This is a genomic window from Vibrio sp. M260112, assembly GCF_036533775.1.
In the GTDB taxonomy this organism is placed as follows: domain Bacteria; phylum Pseudomonadota; class Gammaproteobacteria; order Enterobacterales; family Vibrionaceae; genus Vibrio.
Genome location: NZ_JATABH010000005.1, coordinates 70,593 through 93,264 on the forward strand (window position 1 = coordinate 70,593; position 22,672 = coordinate 93,264).

Sequence of the window (22,672 nt, forward strand, 5' to 3'; positions counted from 1 at the left end):
TCAGTGGATATTATCCAGTGATTGTGCGTTAAGCATCCGGATAACTAAGAATGCATAGCCAACCAATTCCCAGAATTGAAGGAAGCGCGTGTGAATATCCAAGCACTTATTAATGACAAAGTATCTCAGGCTCTTGAAGCCGCTGGCGCACCTGCAGGAAGTCCTGCGGCTGTTCGCCAATCTGCAAAACCTCAGTTTGGTGATTACCAAGCAAACGGCGTAATGGGCGTTGCAAAAAAACTTGGTACTAACCCACGCGAGTTTGCACAGAAAGTATTGGATGTTCTGGATCTTGAAGGTATCGCGAGCAAGACTGAAATCGCTGGTCCTGGTTTTATTAACATTTTCCTAAGCGAAGATTTTCTGGCTAAGCAAGCTGACGCAGCACTAGCGGATAGCCGTCTTGGTGTTGCTGCTGAAGCGCAACAGACTATTGTTGCCGACTACTCTGCGCCTAACGTTGCTAAAGAGATGCACGTTGGCCACCTACGTTCAACCATCATCGGTGATGCTGTTGTTCGTACACTAGAATTCCTAGGTCACAAAGTTATTCGCGCTAACCATATCGGTGACTGGGGTACTCAGTTCGGTATGCTTATCGCTAACCTTGAGCGTGTTCAGAAAGACGCGGGCGAAGTGTCAATGGAACTTGCTGACCTAGAAGCGTTCTACCGTGAATCTAAGAAACTGTACGATGAAGACGAAGAGTTCGCAGTTAAGGCTCGTAACTACGTAGTTAAACTACAAAGTGGTGATGAATTCTGCGGCGAAATGTGGAAGAAACTGGTTGATATCACAATGATTCAGAACCAGCGTAACTATGACCGCCTAAACGTATCACTGACTCGTGATGACGTTATGGGTGAAAGTATGTATAACGACATGCTTCCTGGCATCGTTGCAGACCTAAAAGAAAAAGGTTTGGCTGTCGAAGATGACGGCGCACAAGTTGTATTCCTAGAAGAGTACAAAAACAAAGATGGCGACCCAATGGGCGTTATCATCCAAAAACGCGATGGCGGCTTCCTATATACCACTACCGACATTGCATGTGCTAAATACCGCTACGGAGAGCTTGGTGCGAACCGCGTGCTTTACTTCATCGACTCTCGTCAGCATCAACACCTAATGCAAGCTTGGACGATCGTTCGCAAAGCCGGTTACGTACCTGAAGAGGTCACTCTAGAGCACCACGCGTTTGGCATGATGCTGGGTAAAGATGGTAAGCCATTTAAGACTCGTGCCGGTGGTACTGTTCGCCTTGCTGACCTCCTTGATGAAGCAGAAGAGCGTGCAGCGAACCTGATTGAATCGAAAAACCCTGACCTAGCAGAAGAAGAGAAGCAAAAAATTTCTACGACTGTTGCAATGGCGGCTGTTAAGTATGCAGACCTTTCTAAGCACCGTACTACAGACTACGTGTTTGACTGGGACAACATGCTAGCGTTTGAAGGCAACACTGCGCCTTACATGCAATATGCTTACACTCGTGTATCTTCGATCTTCGCTAAAGCAGGCATCTCTATGGATGACCTAGGCGGCGAAATCAAAGTCACCGACGAGAAAGAGAAAGCCCTGATCGCGAAACTCCTTCAGTTTGATGAAGCGGTGCAGTCAGTTGCTCGAGAAGGTCAACCACATATCATGTGTAGCTACCTGTTCGAACTAGCGGGTCAGTTCTCTAGTTTCTACGAGGCATGTCCAATTCTTAACACTGAAGACGAATCTGTTAAACAGAGCCGTCTGAAGCTAGCCGCATTAACGGCTAAGACAATTAAGCAAGGTCTATCGCTACTAGGTATCGAAACTCTAGAACGTATGTAAGAGTTTCGAGTTTCGAGTTTCGAGTTTCGAGTTTCGAGTTTCGAGTTTCGAGTTTCGAATAAATTTGAAAGGTTGACGTGAAAGCGTCAACCTTTTGTTTTATCTGACGTATACTGATGTCGTTAACACAATATCGGACAACAACAATGAGCTTCGAACTTCATCCTCAACTGGCAAAGGACACCACAGTCATTGGTCACTTTCCTCTGTGTGTGGCACTTTTACATCGCGACAATGCCGTACCTTGGGTTATTTTGGTGCCTAAACGCGCCCATCTCAAAGAACTGCATCACCTCCCGATGCAAGAACAACAGCAGTTTCTATTAGAATCTCAAGCCGTTAGCCAAGCTTTGGAGGCAACGTTTCAGCCGGATAAACTCAACTTGGGTGCATTGGGAAACATAGTACCTCAACTGCATATCCATCATATCGCCCGTTTTAAAGAGGATGTTGCTTGGCCTGGCCCGCTTTGGGGGAACACTTCTGGTCAGTTTCGCAGCGAAGAAGAGCAAGCAGATCTGCAAACACGCATCGGCAATGTATTATCACTAAGTAGCTTGTTCCAGCGCGGTTAAACGTTCAAATCGTTTCGAATACAAAAAAACCGTTCGCTATGAACGGTTTTTTATTGTCACTCAGTATCGTCTACATGGTCACAGTCAAAGCGAGCGCATTAGGATCCACTTTCGTATACCTAACCCTCATAACATGCTTCGCCGCGTTAGTATCAACAAGGCGAGAAATCACCCCTTTATGAATCCAAACAGATAGCATGGCGTCAACACCATCTTTACTTAATCCGAACTTTTTTGCCAGTTCGTGTTGGGAGACACTGCCCTGCTGATCAATAAACTGCTTTAACTCTGCCAGTATCATGCAATTTGCACCTCTAACTGTTGTACTTGCTTCTTACCCACAACTTTTAGCGCTCGGTACGTAACAAAGCCAGCCAAAATAATCGCTGAGATCCATGCTGCGCTCATGACCGGATGATCGCTAAAGTGTGTCACTTGGTAATAAAGAGCAGCGCTACCATAAGCAAGTCCCATGGTCCAAACAGCAATAAAACGAGCATACTTCACCCCAAACTCACGAACGTATGCGCCCATGGCAGCAACACATGGAGTGTAAAGCAGGATAAAGATAAGATAAGCAAACGCTGCATTACCGGACACAAAGTGTCCTTTTAAGTTACCAAAGATAGACACATCCACCTCTTGTTCTTCTGCAACTGCATTGCTGTCAGACAAATCGCCAACTTCAATACCTAATGGGTCTGAGAAGCTCAGTCCAGCAAGATTTTCGGGAATCGACATCACGGCTTCCTCAAGGCTAGCCATCAAGTCGTATTCACCCGCTTCTTCATTGCTTGGCGCATATAGGCTGTTCAGCGTACCGACCACGGCCTCTTTTGCAAAAATGCCAGTAATGATACCAACGGTTGCAGGCCAGTTGTCTTGTTCGATGCCAATTGGCGCAAAGACTGGCGTGACTACTTTTGATACGGTAGATAGCACCGAATTTTCACTGTCTTGGTTGCCAAAGCTTCCATCCGTACCAACTGAGTTTAGGAAGCTTAGAATTGTGACAACAACCACGATGGTTTTCCCCGCCCCCATAACGAAACGCTTCAACTTCTGCCACGTTTTAATCACCACATTACGCATTGTTGGCAATTCGTAGTCAGGCATTTCCATCACTAAGCTGTCACTCGAACCTGGGTAGAGGGTGTTTTTAAGCACAAGCCCGGTAATAACTGCCGCGACAATACCTAATAGATATAGTGAAAACACCACGTTTTGACCGCTTTCAGGGAAGAATGCAGCGGCAAAAAGTGCATATACGGGCAGACGAGCACCACATGACATAAACGGAGCCATTGATGCCGCTAGCTTACGCTCACGTTCCTGATCGAGGGTACGGGTTGCCATAATAGACGGTACGTTACAGCCGAAGCCAAGCACCAAAGGCACAAATGCCTTACCCGGCAAACCTATTTTTTGCATCACTTTATCAAGTACGAATGCTGCTCGAGACATGTAGCCCGAGCTCTCTAGCACGGCGAGGAACAGATAGAGACAGGCGATGACTGGGACAAAGGTCGCTACGGTTTGCACACCGCCACCTACGCCGTCAGCAATCAACGTCACTAACCAAACCGGCAAGTGATCATCAAGCAAGTAATGCCCACCATCAACCAGTAGTGCGCCAACGCCAATATCAAAGAAATCAATGAAAGCACTACCAATGTTTATCGAGAACATGAACATTAAGTACATAACAACAAAGAAGAAAGGAACGCCGATCCATTTATTCAAAATAACCTTGTCGACTCGCTCAGTGAAGCTATGACTTAATTTACCTTCACTACGGCGCACCTTCTGACATTGCTGGTGAAGAAACGTATATTTTACGTCCGCCACCAACAAGTCGATATCCAGCCCAGCTTTGCGCTGCTCTGCAACGATGGTCTCGCGGCTAAGTTGTGGTAATGAGTTGAGCACCAACAGATCGTTTTCAAGCGCTCGAATTGCCAACGCTCGAGGAGAGACTTCTGTTTGATCTGCAAACATCGGCTCTAGACTCGCAATGGACGCTTCAAATGCTTCGCCGTAGTTAAGGCGAAGTTCGTCAAGGGCGACGCCCTGAATGAGCGCTTTGTGGAGACGTTCTTTGAGAGACTGAACTTGTGATTTATTGTTGGCAGAAATCGCAAACACCGGACAACCGAGCACTTTTTCTAGCGCTTTCAAATCTATCGTTTGTCGTTCACGCTTTAACGCATCCATTTTATTTAGCACAACAATCATCGGGCGACCCAACTCGCGCAGCTGCAATGTCATATACAGACTACGTTCGAGGCTAGTCGCATCAACGACGTTAATAATCAGGTCGGCTGGGTGGGTTAGAACCGCGCGAGACGCAATTGACTCATCAATACTGTTGCCATCATTACCACTATCAAGCGCATATATACCTGGCAAGTCCGTGAGAAGAAAATCGTCGCTAGAATGGGAATACTTACCTGTTTTTTTCTCAACAGTTACACCCGCCCAGTTTCCCACTTGCTGCTTGGCACCAGTCAATCCATTAAACAGGGTGGTTTTTCCGCTATTTGGGTTACCGACCGTTAGGATTTTATACTCCATCATTCCACCTCCACTGCGATTGCGTCTGCAATCTTGGTGCGTACCGCTAGAGAGACACCACGGACTTCAACTTGCAGTGGGTCACCCATTGGCGCCTTACGTATTAAGGTAATCTCTGTCTTAGGAAGTAACCCCATAACCATCAGCTTTTTTCTTACGTCGTTGGAAAGCTCAGAAAAACCTTTGATGGTTGCTTTTTGCCCTTGTTGTAATTGTGAGAGTTTCATAAACAGGCCGTCTATATATAAATGAGAAATATTTTTATTACCGATCTCAATACTATCTCTCATACATGTAACAGATCTTGTCTGAAATCAATGTTTTCAAGTATAGCGATGTTCAAAACGTCAAAAAAACTAACGTTAATTTCGTCAAAACTCACCATTTCCTACACCGCCACGACTTAAGTCATTCTTCCCACACATACCGAACGGCATATAAAACATTGATAAACAATAATTTAACAAAGCTGTCGTTTTTATCATGGAAGATGGCGTTAATTTTATAAGTAAAATAAGTCGGAGTGGATATAGTTACTCATGTCGAAGGGCTATCCCAAAGACAACATTGAATTCCAGAGGTGACGCATAAAGCGTCACTCCGGCAGCAAGCGAAGGTGTCATTGACACCCGTGGTATAGTCCCCCGGCTATGCCACGATATTTTTTTTCTTCGGCTTCTTTTAGCCCGCATTCCACCACTACCAGCTACTCGTACTTTCACCGATCTTAATCTGATAGTTTAAAAGCGTTCTTGCTCTTCAATAAACTGAGTTGGAGACATGCCAAATCGATGTTTAAATCTTTGGCTAAAGTAAGAAGGGTCATTAAAACCACATTCAAAAGCGACATCAGATACCTTTTCACCAGCAAGTAAGCGACGGCATGCATTGTCCAATCGAACTTCGGTCAGATATTCTGTAAACGTTTTTTCTAAAGTGGATTTAAAGCGTCTCTGTAGGCTACGCTCGGATAAGAACAGCATTTTAGCTGCGGATGAAGTGCTAAAATCAGGATCAGCATAGTGGGTACTCACGAGGAGAATGACCTTTTCAAACCAAGGATCGTTATCCTGAAATTCGATATCATCGTCAGTAACGATTGAGTTTTCTGCGAAGGCTTCACTGGCGTTCCACGTCATTTCAAGCAGATTACGCTCCTCAGAAGAGTGGATAACCAACTTACCGCCACTCTTTTCGACCAGAGAGTGAATATTCTGCATCATTGTTGAAGTGGTATTACTGCCCTCTATCGCTTTGCCTTGGTCTAGCATAGAAAATGCCACCTGACCTTTCCTCAACGTTAACTGAATCATCACTGTTTGGTTTCGGTAGCAACGCTGAACAATACCATCGAACAACAAGTTAAAGATTTCATCAAGATTAAAAGTATCGACGCTAACGTACAGATCTGTATCCGCCTCAATCTGAACGGTAACTCCCGCCTTTAGCAACTCGTCTTGCCAGCCGCGCAGCACCGATTCAACGATAAGTGTCAGGTTATAAACTGGAAGCGCTTGTCCATTAGTCGAGCGCACATTGACCAGCAGTTCTAATTCTCTATTCAAGAAAGCAAGCAATTGAGGATCGCTGTTGTCATTTTTTGCCTGTGCTTCGAGTCTATCTTTTAACGTACTCACTGATTGAGTAAAAATCAGTTTTCTTACCTGCAACTGCTTACGTAGCTGTTGGTTGTTACTGAGCAAGATACGACTTTGATGGCGCATTTGATTGGTTTTGAGCGCGACCTGAGCTTTTAGTGCTCGGTTTGCTTTTGACATCACTCTTGAACGCCAATACGCAGTTGATGCCAACAATAAAATGCCGAGCACTATATAGCCTACGATGGCATACACGCTCAAAAACCATGGTGGTTCCACCGTAAACTGGTAGCGGGCACTGCGACTTTGTAATGTGCCGTTATGCAATGCCCTTACCTCCAACTGATAGCTTCCGGGCATCATATGTTCCATGGTTAAGGTACTGCCATCGAGCATCTGCCAATCTGAATCATCATTGAGACGATATTCAAGCGTTACATCATTGGCTCTCGGCATCACACCAAATTGAAAAAACACCGACTCACTGTAACTCAACTGGAGCGGATCACTTTCCGTATTCGCCAACGAATAGAGTTTTTGATTGCGCTTGATTTGACTAAATACCACCTGAATTTCCGGCAGCTTGCTGGCGATAAGCTGGTTGGTGTCCACTTTGACCAAACTGGTTCGTGAGCCAAGCAGAAGTACACGCTCACTATCCGTGCTGTAGCTACAAAATCCAGGAAGGAACTCATTGCTGATCAAGCCAAACGGCTCACCGTAATGCTGTATTAAGCTGCCATTGTTCGCGTATTTTGATAGCCCGCCCGATGAAGTGAGCCAAATACCTTGCTCGGTTTTTAACAAACACTTGGGAGTTACATGGCCATCAACCATTGTAATTGGCTGAACTTGCTCTTTATATAAGTTCAAGCGATACAGGCCATATCGACCCGCGACCCATAATTGATTATCCTCGACTTGCTCAACATCAATGACCTCGCCATAGGGAATACTTTCCCCAACAAAACGAACCTGACCATCTTTTAGAAGGTAGATGCCATGCTCAGTACCTAGGCTCAGATAACCTTGAGATGTCTCATAAATGTGTGTGAGCTGAGCAGGCAGAAACTTTTCGATCATCCACTCAGAACCAAACTGGATCAATTGCTCACTAGCGGTGTTATAGCTCCACAACTGGTTGCTGCTTGCTCCCCAAACGGTATTGTCTCGACCCATTTCGATGAAGCGAACACTCGTTTGTTTTAGGAACGGAGGTAAGTTGTCAACAATGACCTCTCCACTTCCTGCATCGATACAAACAATGCCTTTATCCGTCGCAAGCCATAAGACGCCATTTCTCTCTTCGAGATCATAGACGACGCCTTGATATAGTAGGTCGCGTGTCCCTGCGCTAGAAAGCTCAACACGATAGACGTTCTTATTGGTTAACATCCAGTAACCATCACGGCTCTTACTGCGCAGGAGCTTGGTTACCTTTTCTTTGCTGTCACTGAACGATAGATATTGGTGTGGGTAACGCTCAAAATTGTCCGAAAATTGGGAGAAATAACGGACTCCCCTATCAGTCGCAATCCAAATACCACCAGCATTGTCATTAAGAAGAGAATAAATTTTTTCCCCCGCTAACCCATTTCCTGCCCACACTCCCTGCTCAAAACGACGAATTTCACCTGTTACAAAGTCATAGACAAACAGCCCATTTTTGGTACCTATCCAGTACTCTTGCGCCGTCTCTGCGATACTTAATACGTGATTCCCTGCAATCCGCTGGATCGGCTGCTGGGGCTGATCAGGATCAAAAATCAAAATGCCGTCTAGCGAGCCGATCACCAGCTCATCGCGTACTTCTGAATAGTGCAGCTTCTCTACGTAATAGCTAGCAGAGCTTGATATGTGTTCGTAAACGTCTCCATTCGACAAGTAAACCCCCGCATTGGTCGCAATCACCCAACGAGATTTAATAAACGCCGCATCATTAATCGTGATCTTCGCTGACTGGTTGTATTGGTACAACTGCATCAACGAAAAGGTTTGAAACTCACCGCTATCAACATGGTAGGTGTAAAAGTGGCTCTCATCAGCTAACCAGATGTAGCGTTTTGTGGCACCAATTCGAAGTAATTCGGTTCCTGGGGTTAAGCTGAAAACCAGCTCTTTTTCTCGATTGGGTACGGTGCGATAGATTTCGTTCTGAAAAAATGTCCAGAAGGCATTGTCAACGAAAGCGACCTGCTCGGTATCCTCGTCAAGTGCTGAACCCATCTCAGGGGTAATCGCCTGACCATCAAAAAATAAGATTTGATTACGCACGTCTTGCAGCCATATCCCTCCGCCTTGAGCTGTAAATAGCTGTTTCGCCGCAAACACTTTTCCCTGAGTCTGCATAGGCAACGGATAGAAAACCGTGGGAGAGAAATTGGATGCTAGCGAAACTCCCGAAAACAGCAGTAGTAGCAACAGTATCGACGAGAGTTTATTCAATTGGCTTATCCCTAGCAGCAAGAATCAATAGGCTAACATTGGACGTTCAGCACAAGGCATGAACTTTGATTTATTTTGTGCCAATAATTATCGGAAATTTATCAAGATTAACAAGCGCGTATGGCAAAAAACTCGTGACTTTTCCAATCAGTTCACAGATGCCAATCAAGCCAAAGAGAATCGCTCTCTTTGGCTTTCGGTAAAGTTAACGCTGCAAGCAGTGGCTGAAGCTATCCGCCAAGTTCTGTTTTAAGACAAAGTAGCCACCAGAAACGGCTTGAACATCGCTGCCAATGGGATCAAGGACACCTACTTTTGCATTGCTGCCTCTGGTCACAGACTCTACCACTGCGGGTGTGAACTGAGGTTCAGAAAATACACATTTCGCCTGCTCACTGGCTAATGCTTTACGAATTGAGATCAACGTTTTGGCACCCGGTTTGCGATCAGGGCTGACCGTAAAAAAACCCAACTGATTGAGACCAAAATCTTGTTCAAAGTAACCATAGGCATCGTGGAAAACAAAATACCCATCCTGTTTGATAGGAGTAAGTTGCTTTTCGATCGCTCGCTGCTGAGCAGCCAGTTTGTCTTCAAATACTTTTAGATTATCAGCGTAGACTTGAGCGTTAGCAGCATCCATCCCTGCTAACATATCCGCAATAGCCTTTGCCACTTGCATCGTGGGTTTATAACCCAGCCAAAAATGGGGGTCATGACTGCCGTGGTCGTGACCATCATGATCATGATGATCACCTTGGTATTCTCTCAGTTCTAGACCTTCAATTTTGCTCAGTGTGAGGACATTGCTCTGCCCTTCTACCACCTTACTCAGAAAGGGTTCTAGATCCTTTCCGAACCAAATAATCACATCAGCATTGCGAATGCGCTTCACGTCTGACGGACGCAGAGCATAGTCGTGTGGTGAAGTATTAGACGCCAAGATAACCTCTGGAGATGAGGTATTTTGCATGATTTCAATGGCAATCAGTTGAATGGGTTTAATACTAGTTAACACTTGTGTTGCGTTAGCCACAGAGTGGCTTGCAAACCAAAGTGTACAGGCGATTAGAAAACGTTTCATAGCTAGCGAGATTACAGACTGGTTTAAAGGAATGACAAATGTTACATTATAACAATAAACAATTGCAAATGAGTTCCATTCATGCCGACATTGGTCGAACTTACTGATATCTGCGTTCAATTCGAAGACCGAACCATCCTCGACAAGGTAAGTCTACGCCTCAACAGAGGCGAAATCACTACACTTATCGGACCTAATGGCGCGGGAAAGTCGACACTGGTAAAAGTCTTACTCGGACTACAGCGCCGATATAGCGGTACTTTATCCAAAGCCAAGGGAATCAAAATTGGCTACGTACCACAAAAACTTAAACTCAATGACACCCTGCCACTTACCGTAGAACGTTTTCTGCGTTTGGCTGGCAAGTACAGCCGACAAGAGCTCAATGATGCCCTTAAATTAGTCGGCGCTGAGCATTTGGCGAAGAGTAATATGCATTCGTTGTCTGGCGGAGAGAATCAACGCGTCTTGCTTGCGCGAGCATTGCTACAAAGACCTGATTTGTTGGTTCTCGACGAACCAGCCCAAGGTGTTGATGTTCAGGGTCAGATCGATTTGTATGATTTGATCGATACTATTCGCCACCGCTTTAACTGTGCCGTGTTTATGGTCTCCCATGACCTGCACCTAGTCATGGCAAAAACCGATGATGTTATCTGTTTACATCATCATATTTGCTGTTCTGGCGCACCCGCAGACATCGCTCAGCACCCAAGCTATATTGCGCTGTTTGGACATACCCAGCAACAATCCCTTGCGTTCTATCACCATCAGCATGATCACCATCATCATGACTTAGCAGGTCAACCCGTAGCCGGTGAAGGCGCTCAATGTTCCCATCATACACACGGCCATCATCATGATTGAGTTTTTGCTACCTTCCATACTTGCAGGCTTAGGGATCGCAGCGATCGCAGGCCCGCTAGGTTCATTTGTTGTTTGGCGTCGCATGGCCTATTTCGGTGACACGCTCGCTCACGCCTCGTTGATGGGGCTTGCCTTGGGCTTTTTACTGGACGTCAATCTCTACTTAGCCTTAACGGTTTGCTGCCTTGCCTTGGCAATCCTGTTGGTAACACTTCAGCGTCAGCAGCAAGTCGCTACTGACACTTTGCTGGGCATTCTCGCCCACAGTTCGTTATCACTTGGTCTGGTTGCTGTAAGTTTCTTGGATAACGTCCGAATTGATTTAATGAGCTATCTCTTTGGTGATCTGTTAGCGGTAACAGCGCAAGACCTCGCATATATTTATCTCGGCGTTATCGTCGTTGCCACTGTATTGGGCTTTTTCTGGCGCTCGTTACTCTCAACCACCGTCAATGAGGACCTTGCCGCTGTCGAGGGACACAACGTCGATCTAATGCGTTTGATTCTGATGTTAATGGTCGGTTTAGTGATCGCAATTGGTATGAAGTTTGTTGGCGCCCTGATCATGACTTCACTGTTAATCATCCCAGCGGCGACGGCTCGTCGATTTGCCAAAGCACCAGAACAGATGGCCTTGTTCGCATCACTGATTGGCTCTATTGCTGTTTTACTTGGTCTAACTCTATCATGGCACTACGACACTCCAGCAGGCCCTTCTGTCGTGATCAGCGCTACCGCGATGTTTATGTTAAGCCAACTAATGCGTGTGAGAAGTTAAACGCTTGAAGAATTCAATAAATAAGGGTTGGCGCTTGGCGCCAACCCTTATTTATTTGGAGTAAAGAACGAGAAAACTTGAGTTGCTTACGCAACATTCAAGCTCTCCCATAGGGCGTAGCGCCCTCTTAAGCGCCTTCGTTATGCAGTTCTAGGTTCGCTAAATCTAGCTGAATCTCACGCTGAGTCTTTGCATCATCACCACGCAGTGATTCAAGGAAATCAAGGTAGTTCTGATCGATATCACCCGTCACGTATTCACCATTGAATACTGACGTTTCAAACTTAGCGATGTCGCTGTTACCCATACCAACTGCTGCGACAAGATCCTCCAGTGTTTGGAAAATCAGTTCATCAGCACCAATCTGTTTACAGATTGAATCGTTGTCACGACCATGCGCGATGAGTTCGCTTGCACTCGGCATATCGATACCGTAAACATTCGGGAAACGGATTTCTGGTGCCGCTGAAACCATAAAGACTTTCTTCGCACCGGAATCACGCGCCATCTCGATAATCTGCTCTGATGTGGTACCACGTACGATAGAGTCATCAACCAGCAATACATTCTTATCTTTAAATTCTGAGCGGATTGCGTTGAGCTTACGACGCACAGATTTCTTACGCTGCTGTTGACCAGGCATGATAAAGGTACGGCCGACGTAACGGTTCTTCACAAAGCCTTGGCGGTAAGGAATGTCGATCGCTTGTGCGATTTGCAGCGCGATATCACAAGAAGTTTCTGGGATAGGGATAACCACATCAATATCCAGATGGCTGTATTCATCGCGGATACGCTCACCCAATTTTTTACCCATTTCAACGCGCGCGCTATATACCGAGATTTTATCGATAAACGAATCTGGTCGAGCAAAGTAAACAAATTCAAAAATACATGGGTTAAGGACTGGGTTGTCAGCACATTGCTTAGTATGAAGTTGACCATCGAAAGTAACATAGATTGCTTCACCCGGTGCGATATCGCGGATGAAGTCAAACCCAACCGCATCCAACGCCACGGATTCAGAGGCAACCATGTATTCTGTACTACCACCGATTTCACGTTTTCCAAGGCATAGAGGGCGAATGCCGTTTGGATCACGAAATGCCACCATACCATGACCGATAATCATTGCTGTTACCGCGTACGCACCACGAATAGCTCGGTGCACATTGGTCACTGCACGGAACACGTCTTCCGCTGCAACATTTCCTTTTACGGTATCAATCTCGTGTGCAAGCACGTTGAGCAACACTTCTGAGTCGGAAGTCGTGTTCACATGACGACGATCTTTCTCAAACAATTTCTCACGTATTTCTGCTGCATTGGTCAAGTTACCATTGTGTGCCAGAGTGATACCAAATGGCGAGTTCACGTAGAAAGGCTGTGCTTCTGACGCGCTCGAACTACCCGCCGTTGGATAACGAACATGGCCAATACCCACGCTACCTTGCAGTCTTTGCATATGTTTGGCTTCAAACACATCCTTAACTAAACCGTTCGCCTTACGCAGACGAAAACGATTGCTTTCTATGGTACAAATACCCGCGGCATCTTGGCCACGGTGCTGCAATACCGTCAATGCATCATAGATAGACTGGTTTACAGGCGTAGTGCCCACGATTCCAACAATACCACACATGTCTTAACCCTCGATTTTCGACAATGGCTGGCGCGTTATACCGCGCCAGATAAGAAACTAGACGTTGCTTGCAAGTGTTCAAAGAAAGGGGCAATGACGCGGCTAAATTCCGGCACCAATTGAGATCCTTTCCACCACTCAGAGTCTGGAAACGATGTAAACGCATCCATAAAAAATAGTGCTGCTGACACAATCAGAACGCCACGTAGACCGCCAAAAACGACACCTAACACTCTGTCTGTACCCGACAACCCTGTTTTCTGTACTAGCTGGGCAATCACATAGTTAACGATTGCACCAACCACAAGCGTAGCAATAAACAAGGCTGCAATTGCGGCTCCATTTCGAATCATCTCATCTTGAATATTGGTGAAGTACACCGCCAACTTGGCGTAATACTGACTGGCGATAAAAAAAGCGCCAAACCAAATAACCAATGAGAGTGCTTCTTTAGCGAAACCACGCACTAAACTGATCAAAGCCGACAGGCCGACCACACCTAAAATGACAATATCTAACGGATTCATTCTGTACTTACATCTTAAGTTCGCGCGCATTTTAACAGAAAAAACGCTGACGCAAACGTTTTCTTATGGGTTTAGCGGTTTAAATTTGAGCAATTGACCTTTTGAACCGGTAATTTTTTCCAGTTCTAGGATCTGACGCTCCAATTTACTCTTAGACACATCTGGGCCGATAATAATTCGTGTAAAACCATTTTCCGGCTTAGTATGCGCTTGGTAGCCTCGCTTCTGTAGGTCTTTAACCAAGTTGTTCGCATTGTCGGCATTTTTGAGAGCCATAAGCTGAACAATCCATGCCGTATCTTGATACTCATTGCGCTCAGGTATTTCTTTCACGACAACGGGTAACGGCTTATCTTCAGCGACACCATCAGAGCCCGTTTCGACGACCTCGACAGGGGTTTGAGGAAGGCTTTGCGAATCATCAACAGGATCAAGGATTTCGAAGCTTTCAAGCTCACTATCCAACTCGGGCTTGAGAGGAATACTCGCTATCTCTTCCTTGTAATGGGTTTTCTTGCCGTCTAGTACATCCGGCAAAACGATGACACCAACAGCTACTAAGATGATGGTACCGACTAGACGATTTTGAAACTTGCTTGCCATTTATTCTCCTTTGTTCTGCCAATGCTCGAGGACTTCTCCAACCGTATGGAAAGAGCCCACAACTAGGATGACATCTTGCGCCTTTGCTTTTGTCAGTGCAGATTCAAATGCTGCAACTGGCGCATCAAAATAGGCAATCCCCTTTGGTAGGTACTGGCATAGCTCCTGCGCCGAAGCAGCACGAGGCCCCGTCAGTGACGCAGGGTACCAATAAGAGGCAACCGGCATCAACGCTTCTAGAGTCGCTTTAATATCCTTATCATGCAGCATCGCTACCACAGTGTGAATCGTCTTATTCTGATATTGCTCTGCAACACGAGAAACGAGATATTGTGCCGAATGCGGATTATGCGCTACATCAAGCAGTATGGTTGGCTCATCACTTAGAATATGCATTCGACCAGGCAATTGAGCGTTTTGCAGACCATTGACGATGTTTACATCACTTAGCTCAAGGTTTGCTGTTGCAAGTGCCATTAGTGCTGTAGCGGCGTTTTGTAGTGGTAAACCCGGTACTGGTAGATCATCTAACTGATAAGAGCCATGTACCCAGCGCCATGTGTTTAGATCCGTCAACTGGTAGTCGTACTGAATCCCAACCTGATACAGCTCAGCGCCGATATCATCTGCATGCGCTGCAACGGTGGCAGGTGCTTTTGGTTGCCCACAGATTGCGGGCTTTCCGCTGCGATAGATGCCTGCTTTTTCGTAACCGATAACATTGATGTCGTCACCCAGCCAATCTACATGGTCAATGGCCAAGCTGGTGATAATCGATACATCATGATCAACCACGTTGGTGGCGTCTAAGCGCCCGCCTAGCCCAACTTCAAGTAACACAATATCGACTTTCTCAGTTTGAAACAGACGCAAAGCTGCAAGCGTCCCATACTCAAATAGGCTTAAGCTGACTTCGCCACGCTGCTTCTCGATGAAATCAAATGCTTGAGCATGTTTTTCATCGGATAGATCCTGACCATTGATACGAACGCGTTCGTTGTAACGAATAAGATGTGGAGAGCTATACACGCCAACAGAATAACCCGCATCTAATAGAATCGCTTCCATCAATGCGCAGGTTGATCCCTTGCCGTTAGTTCCGGCAACCGTAATCACGGTCGGTGCAGGTTTGGTAAGATTTGCTGCTTTGGCAACAGTTTGGACACGGTCCAGACCGAGGTCGATCGCAGAGGTATGAATGTTTGATAAATAATCAAGCCACATCGATAGTGGAGATGTGGCTTGAGGAATTTGGCTTAGACTCATCTAACTTTAACCAATAAATTGTGGTTGCTTGTTAGTGAGTTACTTTACCCTTTTTCGTCCGCTTCTGGTACAGAATAAGCAGCTTCATTTGGTGAATCGTTAACAGAAACCACCAATGGTGATGGTTTATTGTTCATCTTCGCCATTAAGCCACCGATACGCTGACGCATTTCGCGGCGATCAACGATCATATCAATTGCACCATGATCAAGCAGGAACTCACTACGCTGGAAACCTTCTGGTAGGTCTTCACGTACCGTTTGCTCGATAACTCGACGGCCAGCAAAACCGATCAATGCTTTTGGCTCACCAATATTGATATCACCAAGCATCGCTAAACTTGCCGAAACACCACCCATAGTTGGGTCAGTCATTACCGATACGAATGGAAGACCTTTCGCTGACAGACGCTCTAGCGCAGCACTGGTTTTCGCCATTTGCATTAGAGACATTAATGCCTCTTGCATGCGCGCGCCGCCACTGGCAGAAAAACAAACTAAACCACAGTTGTTCTCCATTGCCGCTTCAGCTGCACGAACAAAACGAGCACCAACCACTGAACCCATTGAACCGCCCATGAATGAGAAGTCGAATGCACAAGCTACGATAGGCTGACCTAATAGTTCGCCTTTCATTACAACCAGCGCGTCTTTCTCACCGCTGCTCTTCTGAGCTGCTGAAATGCGGTCTTTATACTTTTTCGAGTCTTTGAACTTCAGTTTATCTTGCGGCTCAAGCTCGTCAGCAATCTCTACACGATTATTTTCGTCTAGGAATGTTTCAAGGCGACGACGTGCTCTCATACGCATGTGATGATCACATTTCGGACATACTTCTAGGTTACGCTCTAGTTCAGCGTGGTAAAGCACCTGCTCACATGAAGTACATTTGGTCCAAACCCCTTCAGGAATAGACGCTTTACGTGAACTAACAATGTTGCTTTTTTCTAAAATCTTTTCAAGCCAACTCATGGAAGACCTTTTCTCTCTACTCCTGCGCTCAATGCGAAGGATACAAATTCTGAATTTACGCGTGAGGATTAAAGCATATTAAATGCCAAGTGTAGACAAAAAACTGGTTGTACCTATTTCCTGACTCAATTTCTCACACACTAAAGACCTGATTCATTCGACAATTTATCACGAATTAGTTCAGATTATCAGGCAAAAATAGTGGCCCAATCGGCACTCTTGGTAATTCAAACCCATCAGGGTAATCAACGTCAACGAGGTACAGACCTTCCGCTTTCGCCGTCGCTCCCGCCAACTTGCGATCCTTGGCTGCAAGCAACCACTCGATCCACTGCGGCTCCTGCTCTCCTCGACCAACACAAATCAAACTTCCAGTGATATTGCGCACCATATGATGAACAAATGCGTTCGCTTTGATGTCAATAACAACATACTGACCATGACGCGACACATTAATGTGCATCATGTTTCGCCATGGGCTGCGAGATTGGCAATGTGTCGCTCTAAAGGAGGTAAAGTCGTTTTCGCCTAACAGATACTGTGCGGCTTGATGCATCTTCTTTTCATCAAGCTCACCGTGATAGTGGCTCACACCCGAAGACAATATACCCGGACGCAGTGCGCTGTTGAAAATGATATAGCGGTAGCGGCGTGCTGTAGCGGAAAAACGGGCATGAAACTCGTCCGGTACCTCTTTAGCCCAACGTACTGCGATATCATCGGGTAAGTTAGCGTTGGCTCCCATTGTCCAAGCCACCATTTTACGTGTTGCGGTTGTATCAAAATGGACAACTTGACCTGTCCCATGAACACCTGCATCGGTCCGTCCTGCACACTGGACTTCAATTGGATGGTTAGCAACGATACTTAATGCGTGTTCTAACTTCTCTTGAACACTATTCACGTCTCTTTGGCGTTGCCAGCCATAGTATTGAGTACCATTGTATTCGATGCCTAAAGCAATTCTCATCGGGATGTTCTCACAGGATTGATTGACCTAAGAATGGGGCGGGAAGTATATACCAAAAAATAAGGGGGCTAAACTGCCCCCTTAGTCATTTCACCAATTAGCGATTGTTTATCGCATCAATCAAACTCTTCGCTTCACGTCGAATTTCATCACTGCCGTCAACTATTGCTTCTTCAAGCAATTTAATCGCGCCCTGTGAATCACTCATTTCGATGTAGATTTTGGCTAAATCGAGTTTACCCGCGGCCTCGGAGTTCGCATCAACATCAGTGTGATCGCCGATATCACCAATAACATCAGGAAAATCATGTAGACCAACATCAAGTTTGAGTTCGTCATCGATCTCTTGCTGTTCTTCTGACTCGACTTCCGCCATCAATTCGTCGATGGTGCGGAATGTATGCTCCTGAGGATTAAACTCGTCAAGGTCTGGTTGATCTTCCCAATCCTCGTCCAGTGCCTGCTCAAGGGTATTGTCGACAGACCAGATATCTTTTTCATCATCAGGGATTTCGTCCGAAATCGTAGCCTGCTGCTCTGGTGAAAGACTAAAACCATTCCAGTCTTCACCAATTTCAAGCATCGCGTCGATATCCATGCCTGCACTGTCAGAAGTCACCGCATCAATCGGCTTGTCAAATGAGAATCCACCGTGTGGCTGATCATCTTCCGCCAGCAGCTCATCAAAAGCTTTTTCATCGAACTGCTGATGTGCCATATCCTGTGCATCAACACGTGCAGCGCTTTCTGCTGGTATTTCTTCGAGATCTGGCAGTTCAACGGGTTCAAGTGCAAAGTCATCATGCTGCTCTGAGAGATCTTCAGCCGATGAATCCAGATCCGCTAACGCCTCTTCTTCACCATACTCAGGCAAATCAAGTGTATCAAACTCAATCGCTTGCTCGCCAACAGGCTCTTCAAATGGCGGTTCACTCACTGGTGCTTCCGATACATTCAGTGCAGCAAGCGCTTCTTCCTCTCCAAACTGAGGTAAATCGAAATCATCCAGATCAATGTTTTCATCATCTACTTGCGGAGCTTGATGAACACTTTCCGATTCGAGTTCAACATCAGCAATGGCTTCTTCTTCACCGAATTCTGGTCGCTCAAGGGAATCAATCTCTTGCTCTTCAGCAGGCTGTTGAAGTTGTTCTTCGCTTGCCAGACCGTCCGATTCACTCATCTCAGCTAACGCTTCTTCCTCGCCAAATTCTGGCAATTCAAAGTCGTCCAGTTCGATGTTTTCATCATCCACTTGTGGTGATTGATAAAGCTTCTCTGATGCAAGTTCTGAGTCCGCTAATGCCTCTTCCTCACCAAACTCTGGTAAATCTAGGTCATCCAACTCGAACGTTTCATCTTCTGCTTGAGGCTCTGCAAGCTCTTGTGCAGGTTCAAGCTCTGCATCCGCTAATGCGTCTTCTTCACTGTATTCCGGCAGCTCAAGCTCATCGAACACCATGGCTGGCTCTTCCACTGACGGCTCTTCAACTGACTCAGCAACAACCGCTTCAGGTTCGAGCGCTGGGGCTTCTGCCACATCAGCCAATGCCTCTTCCTCACCAAACTCTGGCAAGTCTAGGTCATCGAATTCAAACGCTTCATCTTCTGCTTGTGGCTCTGTGAGCTGTTGTACAGGTTCAAGCTCTGCATCCGCTAATGCGTCTTCTTCGCTGTATTCCGGCAGCTCAAGCTCATCGAACGCCATGGCTGGCTCTTCCAGCGACGGCTCTTCAACAGACTCAGCAACAAGCGCTTCAGGTTCGAGCGCTGGGGCTTCTGCCACGTCAGCCAATGCCTCTTCCTCACCAAACTCTGGCAAGTCTAGGTCATCGAATTCAAACGCTTCATCTTCTGCTTGTGGCTCTGTGAGCTGTTGTACAGGTTCTGCATCGGCTAGTGCATTTTGTTCTGTTTCCAGCTCATCATGCTGCGCAATATCGGCTAGATCTAACTCTTCCTGCTCGATATTTTCATCCGCAGAAAGTGAAGCCAGCACATCTTCCGACTGGATGGTTTCTGGTTGCCCATCATCAATTAACCAATCATCATCTTGTGGAATGCCAAATTCATTCTCGATAGCTTCTGGCATTGGTGCGCTGGACTCTTTTGGAGTCTCTGAAGTCTCTGAAGTCTCTGAAGTCTCTGAAGTCTCTGAAGTCTCTGAAGTCTCTTTTAGTGTTTCGTTAAGCTCCTGCTGCGCAAGTACATCTTCTTGCTCAATTTGCGGCTGTTCTGATCCCGCTTCAGACTCAAACTCATCGAGTTCAACCCTAGGTTGTTGCTCAACGCTGACGGTCTCTTGTTCTGGCGTGTGACCTTCAACTTCGTCAATCGCAGACGTCAGCCAATCATCTTCTTCATCAGAGTCTTGTTCATCAGACGTCACTTCCGCCGCGTCAGTAACCGCAGATTCACCAACAGGATCCAGTTCGGATTCCAGCGCTTCATCTTCAAGTTCGTCGATATCAAATTGTGGGTTTTCGACTTCCTCAATGGCTGACGTTAACCAATCATCTTCATCCTCTGGCTCTGGCTCTGGCTCTGGCTCTGGCTCTGGCTCTGGCTCTGGCTCTGGCTCTTCAGGCTCAGATATCTGCTGTTCAGTGTCAATAGCGACATCATCCACAAGCTGAGGTTCTTGCAAGCCATCTAGGTCTAACTCATCAAGTAACGGATCCGCTTCAGGAGCAGAATTGATCATGTCATCAATAAAATCATTGCTAGAGAAGACTTTTTCAACTTGTGGCTCTACAACTGTCTCTTCTGGCAGAACGTCTGATTGCGCCTCAACCTCGGTGCTCTCAATTTCAAGTAGCTGCTCAAACAGGTCAGTCGCGTCGTCACCCAGTTCGTATTCAGTCTTGGATGAATCTGATTCGACAAGCTCCTCAATCAGTTCGGTGCTTTGTGAAAGATTCACCTCTTCCGTATCTAGGTCTCCGCCAATCAGTTCATCAAGCTCAGCATCTAGGTCAAACTCATCTTCACCCTCAGCACCATCGACGATGTCATCCCGTAAATCCGTGCTGTCTTGCGTAAACTCTTCATCAGCGCCAATCAGTTGATCAAATACATCGGATTGAGTGCTCGGTTGCGGTGCTTCATTCAAGCTATCTTCAACAAGCTCATCGAGCAACTCGCTGCTTTCCGAGCTTATTTCAACACTTTCCTCGTCTAACAACTCATCAAGAAGTGCTGTCTCATCAATGGAATTTGCTTCTAGCGCCTCTAGATCGGCCTGCGCTTCCATCTGAGCAAATATGTCATCAATTTCATCATCAGACGCGAAATTTGGCTCACTCAGGTCTTTACTCGATTCATCACTCAAATCGAACGATTCGGCACCTTCGTCAAGTAAGCTATCGAAATCAAGATCATCGCTGCTCTCGCCCTGCACCTCACTAAATAGGTCATCAAGAAGAGATTGATCCAGTTCCGTTGAGCCGAGATCTTCGCTATCACCATCTCCGGCCAGTAAAGAGTCAAACTCGTCTTGTGAGAATTCACCATCGTCGGATAAGTCAAACCCTTCATCATCGTCTGGGTCATCAATAATGACTTCATCTAAAGCACGTTCCATCTCTTCGAGACCAAGCGCTTTTTCATCGCCATTCACGCTGATGCCATTTGAGCTCATGTCTACATCAGTTAACGACTCGTCAAGATCACCATCATCACCAATTCCGGCAAATGGATCATCTCCATCCTCGCCTTCTAAGTTGAAATCGAGGTCGCTGTCATCTAAGTCAGCAAATACGTTGTCTTCATCAGCCTGTTTGCCATCAATGTCACTGTCGTCACCAAATAGCTGCTCGCTATCCGAGTCACCGAAGAGATCGTCATCCAGCAACAAATCATCATCAATATCATCGTTGAGGGTTTCTGGGACAATCGGTGCCACAGGCTGAACTGGTTGCTGTTCAGCTACGGTTTGTTGAGCGTCTTCTTTCTTACGACGTCCAAGTAACATCACCACAAACAAACCAATTAATAAACCTGGAATGATCGCTAACGCCGCAACCAACCAAGTATTCGAGAATAACTGGTCCATCGCTGAAGGCGCCATTTTCTGCTCTTCAGCCACTCGTTGACGTTCCGCTTCAAGCAGTTTCTCTACTTCATTGCGAATACGGTTTTCGTCGCCCAGTTCATCTTTTAGTACATCGACTTCTGACTGAACTTCAGCAAGCATTAGGCGCAATTTGTGATTTTTTTCTTCGAGTGCAAGTAGCTCAGTTTCAGATCTTTCAAGCTGGTTTTCTAGAGAACTGACCTGTTTTTGCTTTTCTTGCTCTGCGATAACTTTTAGTTCACTGCTGGTTTCTGTTTGTTCAGGCTTCGTCGCAGATGGCTCAGTGGTCGTTTCTGTCACAGGTGGGCGAGCAGTAACCGTAGGTTTTACCTTCTCAGCGGTGACTGGGGTAACGTTTTTGCCCAAACGTGCTTGATGAGAAGCCATGACATTAATGGCTTCTTGCGTGCTTACAGCGCGAACCTGTTCTAAAGATGGGATACGAATGGTACTGCTTGGAATAAGCTCATGGATATTCTGATTGTCAAACGCTTGAGGGTTTAATTGAAAAATGGCGTATAGCGTTTGTTGCACAGTCACCGACGGAGAAGGACGCAACTGCGTAGCAATACTCCAAAGTGTTTCCTGCTCAGAAGTGGGGCCATAAAAACGAGAAGGCTCGGTTGTAGCGCGTGAATTACGTGAAAGAGGCTCTGAGAACTGGGGAGATGACTGGATCTCGCCGTTAGGTCCTTTAAGGCGAATGCTCTCCGCGCTTACTAATGATGTTTGAGTCACGGCAACCATTGCTAATGGCAATAGTAGACGCTGTAAAAGTCGACGCATATAAGGCTCAGCTATGTGCTCAATTAAATTTAAAGACAATGATCTGTTAAATATATCGGATAAACCCACCAAAACTATAGGTATAGA

Annotated in this window: 16 protein-coding genes; 4 read left to right on the plus strand and 12 right to left on the minus strand. The window is 46.1% G+C overall.

Going from position 1 to position 22,672, the window contains the following annotated elements:
* The first annotated feature begins 90 nt into the window (after positions 1 to 90).
* Both argS and QTN95_RS03800 read left to right on the plus strand, forming a co-directional pair.
* Positions 91 to 1,824, plus strand: a complete 1,734-nt coding sequence (gene argS / locus QTN95_RS03795) for an arginine--tRNA ligase (RefSeq protein ID WP_331416397.1) — start codon at positions 91 to 93, stop codon at positions 1,822 to 1,824.
* 146 nt (positions 1,825 to 1,970) lie between these two features.
* Complete coding sequence (locus QTN95_RS03800; RefSeq protein WP_331416398.1) at positions 1,971 to 2,399, plus strand: HIT family protein; 429 nt, start codon at positions 1,971 to 1,973, stop codon at positions 2,397 to 2,399.
* A 70-nt stretch (positions 2,400 to 2,469) separates the two neighbouring features.
* On the opposite strand, the gene QTN95_RS03805 is transcribed toward QTN95_RS03800, so the two are convergent.
* The 5 genes from QTN95_RS03805 to znuA all read right to left on the minus strand — a co-directional run bounded on the left by QTN95_RS03805 (position 2,470) and on the right by znuA (position 10,100).
* Entirely contained in the window at positions 2,470 to 2,700 is a 231-nt protein-coding gene (locus QTN95_RS03805; RefSeq protein WP_331416399.1) for a FeoC-like transcriptional regulator, read from the minus strand.
* Positions 2,697 to 4,973 (minus strand): Fe(2+) transporter permease subunit FeoB, encoded by a 2,277-nt coding sequence (gene feoB, locus QTN95_RS03810; RefSeq protein WP_331416454.1) that lies wholly within the window; start codon positions 4,971 to 4,973, stop codon positions 2,697 to 2,699. Before feoB ends, QTN95_RS03805 begins: the two co-directional genes overlap by 4 nt.
* On the minus strand, positions 4,973 to 5,200 hold the full coding sequence (locus QTN95_RS03815) for a FeoA family protein (RefSeq protein WP_138973777.1): 228 nt from the start codon (positions 5,198 to 5,200) through the stop codon (positions 4,973 to 4,975). The genes feoB and QTN95_RS03815 overlap by 1 nt, the downstream gene beginning before the upstream one ends.
* A 513-nt stretch (positions 5,201 to 5,713) precedes the next feature.
* Positions 5,714 to 9,016, minus strand: coding sequence for a helix-turn-helix domain-containing protein (locus QTN95_RS03820; protein WP_331416400.1), 3,303 nt, complete (start codon positions 9,014 to 9,016; stop codon positions 5,714 to 5,716).
* Positions 9,017 to 9,221: 205 nt separating this feature from the next.
* The gene (gene znuA / locus QTN95_RS03825; RefSeq protein ID WP_331416401.1) at positions 9,222 to 10,100 is read right to left on the minus strand and encodes a zinc ABC transporter substrate-binding protein ZnuA; all 879 of its coding nucleotides are present in this window, start codon (positions 10,098 to 10,100) and stop codon (positions 9,222 to 9,224) included.
* A gap of 81 nt (positions 10,101 to 10,181) precedes the next feature.
* On the opposite strand from znuA, the gene znuC reads away from it, so the two are divergent.
* Both znuC and znuB read left to right on the plus strand, forming a co-directional pair.
* Positions 10,182 to 10,967: a zinc ABC transporter ATP-binding protein ZnuC gene (znuC, locus tag QTN95_RS03830; protein ID WP_331416402.1), complete on the plus strand. Its 786-nt coding sequence runs from the start codon at positions 10,182 to 10,184 to the stop codon at positions 10,965 to 10,967.
* The gene (gene znuB / locus QTN95_RS03835) at positions 10,960 to 11,745 is read left to right on the plus strand and encodes a zinc ABC transporter permease subunit ZnuB (protein ID WP_138973774.1); all 786 of its coding nucleotides are present in this window, start codon (positions 10,960 to 10,962) and stop codon (positions 11,743 to 11,745) included. Before znuC ends, znuB begins: the two co-directional genes overlap by 8 nt.
* Positions 11,746 to 11,872: 127 nt before the next feature.
* Here znuB and purF read toward each other — a convergent pair whose 3' ends face one another.
* The 7 genes from purF to QTN95_RS03870 all read right to left on the minus strand — a co-directional run bounded on the left by purF (position 11,873) and on the right by QTN95_RS03870 (position 22,585).
* On the minus strand, positions 11,873 to 13,387 hold the full coding sequence (gene purF / locus QTN95_RS03840; protein WP_331416403.1) for an amidophosphoribosyltransferase: 1,515 nt from the start codon (positions 13,385 to 13,387) through the stop codon (positions 11,873 to 11,875).
* A 35-nt stretch (positions 13,388 to 13,422) separates the two neighbouring features.
* Complete coding sequence (locus tag QTN95_RS03845; RefSeq protein ID WP_138973772.1) at positions 13,423 to 13,914, minus strand: CvpA family protein; 492 nt, start codon at positions 13,912 to 13,914, stop codon at positions 13,423 to 13,425.
* 63 nt (positions 13,915 to 13,977) lie between these two features.
* The gene (locus QTN95_RS03850; protein ID WP_138973771.1) at positions 13,978 to 14,517 is read right to left on the minus strand and encodes an SPOR domain-containing protein; all 540 of its coding nucleotides are present in this window, start codon (positions 14,515 to 14,517) and stop codon (positions 13,978 to 13,980) included.
* A complete protein-coding gene (gene folC, locus QTN95_RS03855) occupies positions 14,518 to 15,783 on the minus strand; it encodes a bifunctional tetrahydrofolate synthase/dihydrofolate synthase (protein WP_331416404.1) in 1,266 nt (421 codons plus the stop codon).
* Positions 15,784 to 15,827: 44 nt separating this feature from the next.
* Positions 15,828 to 16,754 (minus strand): acetyl-CoA carboxylase, carboxyltransferase subunit beta, encoded by a 927-nt coding sequence (gene accD, locus QTN95_RS03860; RefSeq protein WP_138973769.1) that lies wholly within the window; start codon positions 16,752 to 16,754, stop codon positions 15,828 to 15,830.
* Positions 16,755 to 16,929: 175 nt separating this feature from the next.
* Positions 16,930 to 17,724 (minus strand): tRNA pseudouridine(38-40) synthase TruA, encoded by a 795-nt coding sequence (gene truA / locus QTN95_RS03865; protein WP_331416405.1) that lies wholly within the window; start codon positions 17,722 to 17,724, stop codon positions 16,930 to 16,932.
* A gap of 97 nt (positions 17,725 to 17,821) precedes the next feature.
* Positions 17,822 to 22,585, minus strand: coding sequence for a FimV/HubP family polar landmark protein (locus QTN95_RS03870; protein WP_331416406.1), 4,764 nt, complete (start codon positions 22,583 to 22,585; stop codon positions 17,822 to 17,824).
* Positions 22,586 to 22,672 lie beyond the last annotated feature (87 nt).

Excerpts from the sequence above, each read along its gene's own strand:
- QTN95_RS03800 (WP_331416398.1), top strand. The coding sequence starts at position 1,971 with ATGAGCTTCGAACTTCATCCTCAACTGGCAAAGGACACCACAGTCATT.
- QTN95_RS03805 (WP_331416399.1), bottom strand. The coding sequence starts at position 2,700 with ATGATACTGGCAGAGTTAAAGCAGTTTATTGATCAGCAGGGCAGTGTC.
- feoB (WP_331416454.1), bottom strand. The coding sequence starts at position 4,973 with ATGGAGTATAAAATCCTAACGGTCGGTAACCCAAATAGCGGAAAAACC.
- QTN95_RS03815 (WP_138973777.1), bottom strand. The coding sequence starts at position 5,200 with ATGAAACTCTCACAATTACAACAAGGGCAAAAAGCAACCATCAAAGGT.
- znuA (WP_331416401.1), bottom strand. The coding sequence starts at position 10,100 with ATGAAACGTTTTCTAATCGCCTGTACACTTTGGTTTGCAAGCCACTCT.
- znuC (WP_331416402.1), top strand. The coding sequence starts at position 10,182 with ATGCCGACATTGGTCGAACTTACTGATATCTGCGTTCAATTCGAAGAC.
- znuB (WP_138973774.1), top strand. The coding sequence starts at position 10,960 with ATGATTGAGTTTTTGCTACCTTCCATACTTGCAGGCTTAGGGATCGCA.
- purF (WP_331416403.1), bottom strand. The coding sequence starts at position 13,387 with ATGTGTGGTATTGTTGGAATCGTGGGCACTACGCCTGTAAACCAGTCT.
- QTN95_RS03845 (WP_138973772.1), bottom strand. The coding sequence starts at position 13,914 with ATGAATCCGTTAGATATTGTCATTTTAGGTGTGGTCGGCCTGTCGGCT.
- QTN95_RS03850 (WP_138973771.1), bottom strand. The coding sequence starts at position 14,517 with ATGGCAAGCAAGTTTCAAAATCGTCTAGTCGGTACCATCATCTTAGTA.
- folC (WP_331416404.1), bottom strand. The coding sequence starts at position 15,783 with ATGAGTCTAAGCCAAATTCCTCAAGCCACATCTCCACTATCGATGTGG.
- accD (WP_138973769.1), bottom strand. The coding sequence starts at position 16,754 with ATGAGTTGGCTTGAAAAGATTTTAGAAAAAAGCAACATTGTTAGTTCA.
- truA (WP_331416405.1), bottom strand. The coding sequence starts at position 17,724 with ATGAGAATTGCTTTAGGCATCGAATACAATGGTACTCAATACTATGGC.
- QTN95_RS03870 (WP_331416406.1), bottom strand. The coding sequence starts at position 22,585 with ATGCGTCGACTTTTACAGCGTCTACTATTGCCATTAGCAATGGTTGCC.